The sequence below is a fragment of the Staphylococcus delphini genome, from assembly GCF_900636325.1.
Taxonomy (GTDB): domain Bacteria; phylum Bacillota; class Bacilli; order Staphylococcales; family Staphylococcaceae; genus Staphylococcus; species Staphylococcus delphini.
In genome coordinates this window covers 1562802-1576048 of sequence record NZ_LR134263.1, presented here as the reverse complement: position 1 = coordinate 1576048, position 13247 = coordinate 1562802, and the positions used below count along the sequence as shown (strand labels likewise).

Below are 13247 nucleotides of genomic sequence, written 5' to 3'. Positions count from 1 at the left end.
TGATTACTCCTTTGTGTTTATACCGCGATAGGTGCTTTAATCGCTGGATGAGATTCATAATTTACAATCTCTAAATCTTCATATTCAATGTCGAAAATAGAACGATCTGTATTGATTTTTAATTCAGGCGGTGCAAAACTTGAACGTGCTAATTGCGTTTTCACAGCGTCTAAATGGTTACTGTAAATATGAGCATCACCAAATGTGTGGACAAACTCGCCTACTTCAAGGCCACATTCTTTCGCAATTAAATGTGTTAATAAGCTATAGCTCGCAATATTAAATGGGACACCTAAGAAAATGTCGGCGCTCCGTTGATAGAGTTGACAGCTCAGCTTATTGTCTTGGACATAAAATTGAAAGAGTGTATGACAAGGAGGTAACGCCATTGTCTCAATTTCAGTAGGATTCCAAGCACTAATGATATGACGACGCGAGTTAGGATTCGTTTTAATTTGTTCAATTAACGTTTTCAATTGATCGTATTGTTGACCGTCTGCACTGACCCAGTCACGCCATTGCTTACCATAAACATTGCCTAAATCACCGTGCTTTTTCATAAAATCATCATCAGTTAAAATCTGTTGTTTAAACTTTGCTATTTCTTCACGATAAGTTTCAGCAAATGTTGCGTCACTTTGTGCTCTATGGCCAAAATCAGTCATGTCTGGACCCGTGTAATCCGCGCTTTGTACATATTTTTCAAAGGCCCATTCGTTCCAAATATTGTTATTATATTGTAATAAATATCTTAAATTTGTATCGCCACGAATAAACCAAATCAATTCAGTTGCAACAAGTTTAAAAGAGACTTTTTTTGTTGTTAACAATGGGAAGCCTTTTGAAAGGTCAAAACGCAACTGATGTCCAAATTTTGAAATTGTTCCCGTAGCTGTTCGGTCATCACGTTGATTGCCAATTTCTAATACTTCTTTACATAAATCGTGATAAGCTGCATCAAACGGATTCATGACATTCACCTCTTTCTCTTATTATCTATAATAGACGATTTTGCGCCATTTTCAAAACGATATCAACGTTTGCGTAGGCATTTATGTATAGCTGCGTAACCGGAATGTATTCAGTGTCTCTACCGTGTCAATGTTAAAATGATGCAAATCGTTACCCTTTGCCGAAAACGCTATCTATTGATTTAGAAGCGTAAAAAAGCTGGAACAATGACATCATTACATGTTCCAGCTTTTTCATTATGCACGACAATGTGTGTCGAATGCGTCCTTAATGTCCATCGCGATGTCATTAATATCACGACCTTCGATATGTTCACGTGGCATAAAGTGAACGAGCTCAGACCCTTTGAATAATGCGAATGAAGGACTTGAAGGCACTTGTTGAATGTATTCACGCATTTTTGCAGTTGCTTCTTTATCTTGACCAGCAAAAACAGTGACTTTATTCGTTGGTTTATATTCATTTTGTTCTGCTACGGCTACAGCTGCAGGACGTGCTAAACCAGCTGCACAGCCACAAGTTGAATTAATGACAACAAATGTCGTGTCTTCATCATTAACATTGTCCATATATTGTGAAACGGAATCTTCACTTTCTAAACTTTCAAAACCATTTTGTGTCAATTCGCCTCTCATTTGAGCAGCGAGTTCTTTCATATATGCATCATATGCGTTCATATTATAGCGCTCCCTTGTATTGATTTATTGATGACGATTTGCGATCTGTTTCCACACTGATCCAAGTGCTTCTTCCCCGTTTTCGATACGTGTAATCGCCATTTCAATTTGCAACTTCACTTCATAAGCTGGGTCGTTTTGATGTACTTTCAGTGTTGCCAGTTGTTCTGGTCCACCTTCATCAAAAAGAAACATCGCTGCACGCCATCGCACAATTTTTTGTGGATCATCCAATGCTTTTTCCATTTCAGGTAAAGCCTCTTTAAAGCCTAAATCACTTAAACTATCACCAGCTGTTCGTCTTACTGCAGGACTTTTATCGTGCAGTCCTTTATATAAGTATGGCAAAGTTTCTCGGTCCTCAATCATGCTGAGCAATACAACTGCTTCACGGCGTAATGGCACTTTATCCTCATTCAAGGCATAATCAAGTAATGGATAGTCATCGCTTGTAGGTGTTGGGAAAGACTTCAACATACGTAAACGTGCTTTCCAATCAGCTTCTTGTTGATATGTTTCTAATGTCACGTGTTCATATTGTTTTTGTGGCACTGTGACATCAGTATTTTTCGCCTCTTCCACGAGTTGATTTAAAACCTGTTCAGGATAGAGTGCATTGACTTCTTCGACGACACTTTGCATGACATCCTCTAAATCACCATATCGGACACCTAATGTTTCCCATTTACGTAAAAAGACAACATTATCGTGCGGTTCTTGTGTTTCGATCATCGCATTGACGAACATGTCGCTCAGTTGTTGCCGCTTTTCCTCTTGAGGTGTTGTGAGTTTCACTTGGTAAGGAATATTTTTAAACTTAAGTACTTCAGCTTTAACCTCACCAAAATGTGTATCCGGTTCAGGTTGCACCATGTCGCTTTGTTGTTGGTCTTGGTTGAGCGTCGCCGTAACGAGAGGTAACACAGTCTCCCAGTCTGCTTTAGGTGTTTTATCGACGGCAATAAAATCTAACACATGAAAGACAGATTTCACACCTTCAACTTGTAATATGGCGTTGATAAAGTGAGGCTGACCATCTGAGACTTTCGTATAAGTTTTTGAATGATTGTCTTGCCTTTTTTCGGATAAAATAATTTTCATCGTATTCGGACTAGGCGTAGGTTCGACCTTAATAATTTCCATGTTAAACCTCCTCGTCAATGTACTACAGCCCTCATTGTAGCGCATTGCCTAATTGTTGAATTTGTTTGCCGATTGAACACGCATTGATACAGAAGTGATGTGCTTTTGTTTTCCCTTTTGTCTTTCGAAGGTGTGCTTTAACCAAGCAGTGTTCACAATATTGTTGAGACAATTGATCGATTGTAGCAATGGCCTTCTTCTCAGAGTCTGTTAGCACAAAAGTCACCTCTTTGTAAATATAGTGCGTACAATATTCACTATCGTAACATGATTTGTATGGACATTGAAGCGTTTAATCTTCAGCGACATTAAGAAAAGTGTCATGTCTGAAAATGATAACGAAAGGTTATTGAAAAATATAAAGCGGTTGATTATAATGGAAAAGTTATCATGAAAAGCGGTTTCTAAACACCCGCTGTAACAAAATTTAGGAGGTCATTAAATTGTATAATGAATGGTTAGGTTTAGGGTCGTTTATCATCACTTTCGCACTGATGGTAGTGATGTTTCGACTTTTTGGTAAATCAGGTTTGTATGCTTGGGTTGCGATAGGCACGATTATCGCCAACATCCAAGTGCTTAAAACAGTAGATATTTTTACAATTTCTGCAACGTTAGGAAATGTGATGTTCGCATCCATTTATCTTGCAACAGACATTTTGAATGATATTTATGGTCGTAAAGTCGCGAAAAAAGCGGTTTGGCTCGGCTTTTCGTCTACTTTTATTATGATTATCGTAATGCAAGTGTCGCTCGCGTTTCAACCGAGTGAAGTCGACATGGCGCAAGATGCTATGAAAGCAATTTTTGATGTCGTTCCACGTATCGCTTTCGCATCCATTATCGCCTATATTATTGGGCAACATATCGATGTACTCGTCTTTAACATGATTAAAAAAGTATTTCGTTCAGATCGCACCTTTTTCATTCGTGCATACGGAAGTACAACGTTAAGTTCGATTGTGGACACAGCACTATTCGTATTGATTGCTTTTTATGGTAGTTTACCTAACGGCGTCGTACTAGAAATATTCGTCACGACGTATTTATTAAAATTATTAACGACTGTAATGAACGTCCCATTCGGTTATTGGGCAAAGTCACTTTATCGTCGCAACAAAATTAAAGACGATACTCTATAACGCATGATATGTTAAGCTTAAATATGAAAATACATTTAAGTGTGGTGTCGTGAAGTTGGCTAAAATATATTTTGATGCAGCAACGAAAGGCAATCCCGGATTAAGTGCATGTGGCGTCGTTATCGTCACAGAAGATGAACGCTATACATTTACAAAAGTGCTCGATGCGTTAGACAATCACAGTGCTGAATGGGAAGCGTTACTGTTTGCATTAGAGCAAGCGAAATCATTAGCGGTTGTGAATGCCTTAGTTTTTACGGATTCACAGTTAATTGAAGGTGCCGTGAATCGTGAGTTTGTGAAAAATGGACGTTTTAAACCTTATTTGGCGCGCTATTTACAAATGACGCATGCCTTTGAATTGGCGTTTGTCAAATGGGTGCCACGTGCACAAAACAAAGCTGCGAATCAGTTAGCTCAAGATGCATTGTACCGTGCGTTAGATCGTGAATAATGTTAAATATTAAAAAATGTCGAAGTGTTATGCACATGTACACACATGTCAAGCACTTCGACATTTTTTCTTTAAATTTAGAAATTAACGCTTGTTGGCATTACGCCTGTTAACTTTTCTATTTTAATGTTGAGGTTACAAATTTTGAACAAAGCGTTTTGACACAAACAATTCATGTTGCTCTAATACTGCGAGTACGTGATTTAACTCGACATGATGGGCCATTTGTTCAAATAACGTGTCAATGGATAATGGGACATTTAAAGCAATCGTTGCCAGTTTTTTTGACAAACGTAGATTTTCCATATCTTGCGCTATCTTTTTCTGTTGTCCGGGCGTAAGCTGTGACAAGTTCGCAATCACTTCCTCAACAGAGCCATATTGCTGAATCAGTTTGATCGCTGTTTTCTCCCCGATGCCTTTCACACCTGGATAACCATCTGCTGTGTCCCCCATAAACGCTTTGACATCAATAAGTTGTGGCGGTTGTAATTGATATTCTGATTCGAATCGTGCTCTGTCATACTTACTATATTCAGTAAAGCCTTTTTTGATGAGCCATACATAAACGTTGTCACTTACACATTGCAATAAATCACGATCTCCGGTAATGACATAGACTTCGTGGTCAGGTGATTGCGCATATGCATGTGTTAACGTCCCAATGACATCATCAGCTTCGTAGTTTTCAACACCAATATTTAAAAAGCCTAGCGTTTCAGAAATATGTTGGACATGGTCGAATTGTGGGATAAGCTCTTCAGGTGGTGCAGGACGATTTTGTTTGTAACCGTCAAACATGTCATTCCGGAAGGTCGCTTTCCCCATATCCCAACATACTGCAACGTGCGTCGGTTCAACGTCACGAATCGCACTGTAGACATGTCTCACAAAGCCTTGCGTGCCGTTTGTCGGTGTGCCGTTCGTATTGCGCATAAAATTTTTGTGTACACTCGTTGCATAAAAATGACGAAATAATAACGCCATGCCATCAATTAATAATAATTTGTGTGCCATGTTTTCAGTCCTTTAGATTCAATATTGTTAATAATTTAGGTGTTTCTGCTTGTAGTTGAGCAATCAGTGCATCATCTACTTCCACCGCTAACGCATTATCGATTTCTCGTTGTGCTTGTGACTCAATCTGTTCAAGCGCTTGTTGGGCTTCTGTTGTTAATGTATCGAGCATACTTTCAAGCGCTTGTCGTAAATCAGCCAATCGTGGTTGCAGTGATGTCACTGTTTCATCTTTAATGTCAGTCTGTATTTGTTTTTGTACTTGTGGCTGCATAATATTTTTCTTTGTCAATTGTTTCGGAAGTGCGTTGACCATGGCATCTAAAGAAATCGTTAAAAATGGTTGGTCTATAGGCGCAACTTCTATCGTTTCAATATCTGGCAAAAGGATGTGATATTGCTGGAACGATTTGATTTTCGGTGCCATTTCTTGTTGGAACGCTTGGTTAAAGAAAAATTTAATACGCTCAATCATTAAAGTTTGTTCTAAATATAACTTCTGATGGATTTGATTCAAATACGCTTTTGTCGATTGTCGTTTTTCCTCATTGAAACGTGTTGTATTCGTCATTTGCGTATTATAAATGGCCTTTACATGATCTAATAATTGAATTTTTAAGCGCTCATTCAAGTGATACATTTGATCTTCTATTTCGTTAATCAGTTTTTGACGAATTGCCGTTAAGCTTTGCGAATTAAAAATCGTTTTTTGACGCATATGCTGTAATTGTTGTTTAACTTGCTGCATTTTTTCAGCATTTGAAGTATGGTCTTCAATCATTTGTGTATAAGACTGCCCAATATAACGTAACTGGTCATATATTTTGGCTTCTAAAATATGTTTGGATTCAACTGCTGAAAACTGTGAAATACTCGCTTTCAATTGTTGCACACCGGTGTCCCCTTCAGTTAAAGCAGCGCGACTTGATACAGCGAAAATTTCAGGTTGCATTTGTACTTGCATTAACGCATCGGCTACGTAGTCACACACAGCACGTTTATCAGCTTCATTTTCAGCTAAGTCAGTTGCATTAATGACCATTTTGAACGCCTGATGTTCTTTTAACTGATTCATATTTTTCATATGTTCGATAAACGCTTTATCATTGTCGGTAAAAGCGTGATTAAAGTAGCTCACATATAAAATCAAATCTGAAGTTGTCAGTATTTTTTCCGTTTCGTTCGTATGACGTTGGTTATTCGAATGTAACCCTAATGAGTCCACAATCATTTTGTCTTTTAACCAATCGAGTGGCAATCTTAAATGCACCGTTTGGACAAAAGTCGCGTATTCATCTTCAGCACTCCACTTTTGTACGTCAGCAGCTTGAATTTCGTGTTTTAACCCTTTTGCAATATACGATTGATACAGGGCATAATTCTTTTCAATCGCATGAATAAATGCAAGACGGCTTTTGTCGATACGCCCTTTTAACTTGTCTGTGTTCGCTTCTAAAAAGGCTTCAATACAGTCAAATTGTTGTCCTTCAAGTTCGAACACATCATTAATTTCTTGGAGCAACATGTCTGGCGTTTTAAACGTAACGTGGTGCGTATCACCATAACCAATCTCAGTAGTTGCAGCTGTCGTCGGGTTAGGTGAACTCGTCAAATAACTGTCCCCTAACAACGCATTAATCAAGCTACTTTTACCAGCACTGAATGTCCCAAAAACACCTATTTTAACGATTTGATGTTGCATTCTTTCTCGTGTTTCCTCAATGTTTTTCACACTTGATTTAAACAATGGTATATTTTTGACAATGTCTAATGCTTGAACAATTTTTGCATCGTTAATCGGGGTTTTCTGAGCAGTGACAGCGTCCACTTGTTGTTGCACGTCTTTTTCATGATCTCCATTTGATTTCACTTGATATTGAATTTCTGTGCGATCGATTAAACGGTCAAGTGAATCTTCCATATGAATATAATAATGACGATAATTTTCCGTCTTTAACGACTGAGACAAGTTACGCAGTTCTATATAACGTGTATACGCCGAACTATCATTTGACTTATCGACTAAGTGCTCTTCTACGTGGACATTGTCAATAATCGTATCATCAAGCGGTTCGAGTTCTTTTAAAATATATTGCTTGATTGCTTTCATGACATCATTTGAGAAAGTTAACACATATTGATTCGTTATTTGAATTTGTATTTGATACAACTCGGTTACAATAGATGTCGGTAATGTCAGTTTTTGATTTAAAATACGTTGATTCAAATCGGTGTCATTAATAAAACGTGTGAGAAATGACAAATCCTCTTGCATCGGTTTAATGATTTGGTGTTCCACTTTACTTTGAAGGTCTGTCATTAATTGATTAAGGCGTGTTTGACGTTCTTCTTCTGTCTTTTTCTTTTTATTAAACAAGCCACCCGCTTTAAAATCTTTCGTCATACTTTCCAAATAATAACGAATCGTTTCACGCATGTCATGAGTCATAATATACGCATTATCGATAATGGAGCGACGTTTATCTTTCAAATAATGTTTCAACGCTCCTGCATCATTCAACAATTGTGCTTCCTCACTGATCATTTCATTTTGTTGATGTGATTGATACGCTTGATCGAATTGTGTCGCTTTAATGTTAAGCTGTTCTAAAATTTCATCCATTTCATGTTGTAAATAGTCCAATTGATGTTGATGAATAAATTGTTTCATACGTGCGACATAGTCTTTCACAGCTTCACGGTGCTGATCTTGTTCCATAATAAAGGCGCGCAACGCATCGAATTGGTTTTGTGGATGTTCAAACTTTGTTATATAAAATGTGTCGAGTAAATCAATATCCCACTCACGCACAGATTGTTCCACACGATTTTGAAATGTTTGGAATGTGAGCTCATTCTCGTCATGTTTATCAATTTGGTTAATGACGAAAACAACAGGGATGCCTGCACGATTCAGACGCTTCATAAATTGAAAGTTCAGCGCGGATTGTACATGGTTATAATCGACCGTATAGAAAACGATATTACTCGTATACAGAAATTGCTCCGTTTGCATACTGTGTGATTGTACATTGGAATCGACACCAGGTGTATCTTGGAATGTAAAGCCGTTTTGAAATACATCACTTTGAATACGAATGTCGATGGACTCAACTTGAAAATTTTCGCGGTTCATTTGTTTGACATCATCATAAGAAGTCAATTGTGTATACTTTTGACCTTCAATGTTCGCTGTAATCCCAGGTGCATCAGCAATCGTTACTAATGCGGTATTACTTGTTGTCGGAACGGGTGAACTTGGTAAAATGTCTTGGCCGATAAGACGATTAATGACCGTCGATTTACCCGCTGAAAAGTGGCCGACAAAAGTCATGGTGTAGTGATTCAAATACACTTTTTTAATCATTTGGTTAATTGTATGTATAAAAGCGGTATGATCAGATTTTTCAACTTCTTTTTTAAGTTTATATAAAATATCCAGTTGTTCTTGATTCTGCATAGATATTGGATTCCCCTTGTTTTAAACGTCTATATTTAAGTATTATATGAGTTTATAACGATAAATGCTATTGCAGTGATTAAAAATAATGGCATTTTAATATGAAATTGAAAGCAAAAAATAACACCGCACAGTCAATGTACGATGTTAGCTTATATTTGGATTAATTTTGGTATTGCAATGGTTGTGGGCGCTTTTTAATTTTGATGATTTGAGAAATAACATAAATTACGATACCGCCCCAAATAAAGCAAAACGTGATAAATTGGTCGACATTAAAGGGTTCTTTAAACACAAAAATCCCAAGTATAAAAATGAGCGTCGGCCCTACGTATTGTATAAAGCCCATTAATGATAACGGGATACGAATCGCCCCTTCTGAAAATGAGAGTAACGGTAATGCCGTAACAGCACCTGAAAAGAGCAACCAAAACGTCGACATATTCCATCCGATACTTAAATCAGCTGTTTGTCCAACGATAATTAAATAAATAATCGCCATGGGTGCTGTCGCAAGTGACTCAATGCTAATGCTACTCAACGCTGGCATCGGAACGAGTTTTTTCAGTAAACCGTAAATACCAAATGAAAAGGCTAAAATTAACGAAATGTATGGAAATTCGCCTACTTTAAAAGTCATATAAACGACACCAAGTACAGCAAAGAGAATCGCCACCCATTCGAGACGATTGAAACGTTCTTTAAAAAATATCATGGACAGTAAAATGCTGACGAGTGGATTGATATAATACCCTAAACTCGTTTGTAATACAAAACCAGCATCAATCGCATAAATAAACGTGCCCCAGTTCACTGTGACGATATAGCCCGCTAAAATGATAATCAATAGTTTGAACGGTTTCGCTTTCAGTTGCGCCATATCTTGAGCAAATTGCTGCCATCGTCCAATGATGGGTAAAAGAATCAGCATAAAAATGAGTGATAAAACGATACGATACATTAGCGTTTCAATCGGATCGACATCGTGAATGAGTGACCAATATAACGGCAATGTGCCCCACATCACATAAGCCAATAAAGCGAAAAGAATGCCTTTTTTAAATTCATTATCTTGATACAAAGTGCTCCCTCTTTTCGTAAAAATTAAAATGGCTTAAGCTTTTTTATTGGCCCAGTATTGGTAATAAGTTGTTTCAATATAGCCGTTAAACAACTTACGACGCTTTGTAGCTTTGCGATTTGCGAGATATTCAAATTCTTTGTTACTTGTCATAATGTAAAGTGACAAATTTGGGTGATTTTGCATGAGAATGCCGAGATTGCGGTACATTGCTTCAACTTCTGCACGGTCCCCGATACGTTCACCATACGGCGGGTTACCGATTAAGCCAATTGGACCGTCGTGATCAATAGTAAGGGTGTTCACATCTTTGACTTCGAAGCGGATAATATCACCGATACCGACTTCATCAGCATTGCGTTGTGCAATTTCAACCATTTCAGGATCAATATCAGAAGCATAAATTTCGATTTCTTTGTCATAATCGGCGAGTTCATCAGCTTCCGCACGTTTTTGGTCATACAGCCCTTCCGGAATGATATCCCATTGTTCTGAAATAAATGAACGATTAAACCCGGGTGCGATATTTTGCGCAATTAAACAAGCTTCAATCGCAATTGTTCCAGAACCACAAAATGGATCGATAAGCGGTGTATCACCCGTCCAATTGGCTAATTTAACTAAACTTGCAGCGAGTGTTTCCTTGATTGGTGCCTCACCTTGTGCCAAACGGTAACCACGTTTATTCAAACCAGAGCCGGATGTATCAATCGTTAACAAGACTTTATCTTTTAAAATAGCGACTTCAACAGGATATTTTGCGCCTGATTCATCCAACCAACCTGACACTTGATGCGCATTTTTCAATCGTTCGACAATTGCTTTTTTAGTAATCGCCTGCACATCAGGAACACTAAATAGTTTTGATTTTAAACTACGTCCTTGCACTGGGAATTGACCATCAGCTGGGATGAGCTGTTCCCAAGGTAAATTTTTCGTTTGTTCGAATAATGAATCAAAAGTTACGGCTTCAAATTGTCCTACGATAAGTTTGACACGGTCTGCAGTACGTAACCATAAATTGGCTTTAACGATGGCAGATGCGTCTCCTTCAAAATAAATGCGTCCATTTTCTACGCGTGTGTCGTAGCCTAAATCTTGGACTTCTTTCGCGACGATTGATTCAAGCCCCATCGGACAAACTGCTAATAGTTGATACACGAAAATTCCTCCTTTTGAATATCAGTTTATGTATTTCATTTTTATCATTGTTTTCAGATTGATTTAATTGATGATGTTATCGATATTTGGTTTTATTGTTTGCGTGCTCGGACTCGCATTCCTTAATCAATTTTACAGTCCGCTACTCAAAAGATTTCTATGTGTCGATAGCAAACAAAGCGCCTCTCTATTGATACTGATTCTTATTTCATGCGTTGTCAAGACAAATTGAAGGGCTGGAACGTCTTGTTCCAGCCCTAAGGTGACTAGTCTGAGATATTTCTATAAGCCATGTTCTGTACTGATGTACTCGTTACGTGCACTAGTTACACTGGTACTTCAGTTGTAATCATCTGTCTGAAAAGTATGCTGAACTTTTCCTCGTCTATACGTTGAATTCCGTTAGACAAGTGCTCCTACCAAATTTGGATTGCTCACTCGAGGGGTTTACCGCGTTCCACCTTCATTATTTCTAATAAAGCTACGTCACTGTGGCACTTTCAAACTAATGTAACCGTATCAAAAGACTTAGGTTAGGTCGTTGCCGTCAATATCGAATATTGCCTTGACTTATTGTTTCATCAAGCACGAACACTACAGTCATCTCAGACTGTGTGAGCATGGACTTTCCTCTATATGTCATCACATATAGCGATTACACGAAATATCCTCAAAAAATTATAGCATTTTTCAATTAAAAAACAATCCCTATTTTCCAAAGACTGCTTTTTCAAGGTTAGAAATTCGTTTTAAAATATCTACATTATTATTTTGGTTTGAACTTTGATTTGAGAAACTCTTATTATCTTGTGGTCGACTAGAGGCAACACGAATACGTAAATCTTCAATCTCTTTTTTTAATTTGTGATTTTCTTCTGATAATTTGATGACTTCATTATTTAAGTCTGACATTTTTTGATAATCCGCAATAATATCGTCTAAAAAAGCATCCACTTCTTGGGGACGATAGCCACGAACCATTGTCTTTTCAAAGTCTTTTTCGTAAATGTCTTTTGCTGATAATTTTAACGAAACATCTGACATTTGTTCCACCTCATTTGATTTAAATTTCTTCGGACCATTGTAAATCATTGATAAAGTTCGTAATTTCGTCAAACGTCACAATATCACAAGTATAGTTTGTTTTTTCAACAAAATCAACTAACTTCTTTTTGAAAAATTGTGAACTTGCGGGTTGTTCTTCATCATAGATTAATACAGTGATATCTGTATGGTCCAACATAAATTGATCCGCTTGTTGAAACTGAAACGGTCCTTCGTATGTATGCTGATGCACACTGTTGACATAATCACTCATTTCGATCACCTGCTGATATTTGAGCTGATTTTGTTCATTCCATTTAGATGTATGTTCTAAAAATGGTGTAATGACGCCTAATTTGAGCTCGGGGTAATCTTCTTTCAACGCAATGACACATTCGGCACCCCATAATTCAATACCCAATTGCCCTTGGATTAACACCCATTCTAAACCTTCCTCTATATACTGAATTAATTTTTGCGTTATAAATTTTTTTAAATAGGTCACTTCAGGTGCTTGATCATTGAATATTTGCAGTTCATAAGACTTGTAACCCGTCAAATACATGGTCTTAAACATGTTCGTCACGCTCCAATTGTGATAAGTAGTTCAGATCATGTCGTACGGCTTTAAATTGATCTAAAAATAATTTTTTGCTCGTTGTGAATTGATGGCATGCGACGGCCAGTTCTGCCATTAAAGATGACATGCGTTGTAATTTTCGTGCGTTGAAATATTTTTGTTTTGAAATGGTGTCTTGATAGTGCTGTAATGTTTGCAAGTGGGCATCAACTTGTTGGACGAACGGTTGCGCTTCTTTATAAAAATCATATTGTTTCCCTGATCGAGCTGCTTCATAACGTTGTGAAATCGTTGCTAAATCGTGGATCAACTGTTGTATGACAATTTGCATGAATCTAACACCTTTCGTTAAACTAAATTAATTTTATCATAATGTGTTGAAATATTTTAACTGGAATTGATTTTAGGTCACGTTAAACGACTATGTATGTTACAATAATGTCAGTTTATGAATCCTTTCGATTTATAAAACGCCTATCCTATCATGTTTATAGGACAAAAAACATGGATTGTAGG

General features: G+C 37.4%; 13 protein-coding genes and 1 other RNA gene. 2 read left to right on the top strand and 12 right to left on the bottom strand.

The window, feature by feature from the left end:
- Positions 1-17 precede the first annotated feature (17 nt).
- From EL101_RS07535 to EL101_RS07520, 4 genes are all read right to left on the bottom strand, one after another.
- Entirely contained in the window at positions 18-971 is a 954-nt protein-coding gene (locus tag EL101_RS07535) for a thymidylate synthase (RefSeq protein WP_096596281.1), read from the bottom strand.
- Between the two features lie 237 nt (positions 972-1208).
- Positions 1209-1649: a bacilliredoxin BrxA gene (gene brxA, locus EL101_RS07530; protein ID WP_019165322.1), complete on the bottom strand. Its 441-nt coding sequence runs from the start codon at positions 1647-1649 to the stop codon at positions 1209-1211.
- A 24-nt stretch (positions 1650-1673) separates the two neighbouring features.
- Positions 1674-2792 (bottom strand): virulence factor, encoded by a 1119-nt coding sequence (locus tag EL101_RS07525; RefSeq protein ID WP_096596280.1) that lies wholly within the window; start codon positions 2790-2792, stop codon positions 1674-1676.
- Positions 2793-2823: 31 nt separating this feature from the next.
- On the bottom strand, positions 2824-3009 hold the full coding sequence (locus EL101_RS07520) for a zinc-finger domain-containing protein (RefSeq protein WP_096541144.1): 186 nt from the start codon (positions 3007-3009) through the stop codon (positions 2824-2826).
- Between the two features lie 226 nt (positions 3010-3235).
- On the opposite strand from EL101_RS07520, the gene EL101_RS07515 reads away from it, so the two are divergent.
- Positions 3236-3934: a queuosine precursor transporter gene (locus tag EL101_RS07515; RefSeq protein ID WP_096596279.1), complete on the top strand. Its 699-nt coding sequence runs from the start codon at positions 3236-3238 to the stop codon at positions 3932-3934.
- Positions 3935-3989: 55 nt separating this feature from the next.
- Entirely contained in the window at positions 3990-4388 is a 399-nt protein-coding gene (locus EL101_RS07510) for a ribonuclease HI family protein (RefSeq protein ID WP_096596278.1), read from the top strand.
- A gap of 135 nt (positions 4389-4523) precedes the next feature.
- Here EL101_RS07510 and EL101_RS07505 read toward each other — a convergent pair whose 3' ends face one another.
- From EL101_RS07505 to EL101_RS07470, 8 genes are all read right to left on the bottom strand, one after another.
- Positions 4524-5405, bottom strand: a complete 882-nt coding sequence (locus EL101_RS07505; protein ID WP_096596277.1) for a 5'-3' exonuclease — start codon at positions 5403-5405, stop codon at positions 4524-4526.
- Between the two features lie 4 nt (positions 5406-5409).
- Positions 5410-8865, bottom strand: coding sequence for a dynamin family protein (locus EL101_RS07500; protein ID WP_096596276.1), 3456 nt, complete (start codon positions 8863-8865; stop codon positions 5410-5412).
- A 163-nt stretch (positions 8866-9028) separates the two neighbouring features.
- A complete protein-coding gene (gene rarD / locus EL101_RS07495) occupies positions 9029-9946 on the bottom strand; it encodes an EamA family transporter RarD (RefSeq protein WP_096596275.1) in 918 nt (305 codons plus the stop codon).
- Positions 9947-9979: 33 nt separating this feature from the next.
- A complete protein-coding gene (locus EL101_RS07490; RefSeq protein WP_096596274.1) occupies positions 9980-11107 on the bottom strand; it encodes a THUMP domain-containing class I SAM-dependent RNA methyltransferase in 1128 nt (375 codons plus the stop codon).
- Between the two features lie 280 nt (positions 11108-11387).
- Positions 11388-11774, bottom strand: an RNA gene (rnpB, locus tag EL101_RS07485) — RNase P RNA component class B.
- Between the two features lie 41 nt (positions 11775-11815).
- Positions 11816-12151: a cell division regulator GpsB gene (gene gpsB, locus EL101_RS07480; RefSeq protein WP_096596273.1), complete on the bottom strand. Its 336-nt coding sequence runs from the start codon at positions 12149-12151 to the stop codon at positions 11816-11818.
- Between the two features lie 19 nt (positions 12152-12170).
- Entirely contained in the window at positions 12171-12728 is a 558-nt protein-coding gene (locus EL101_RS07475; protein ID WP_096596272.1) for an SLOG family protein, read from the bottom strand.
- A complete protein-coding gene (locus EL101_RS07470; protein ID WP_096596271.1) occupies positions 12721-13062 on the bottom strand; it encodes a DUF1798 family protein in 342 nt (113 codons plus the stop codon). Before EL101_RS07470 ends, EL101_RS07475 begins: the two co-directional genes overlap by 8 nt.
- Positions 13063-13247 lie beyond the last annotated feature (185 nt).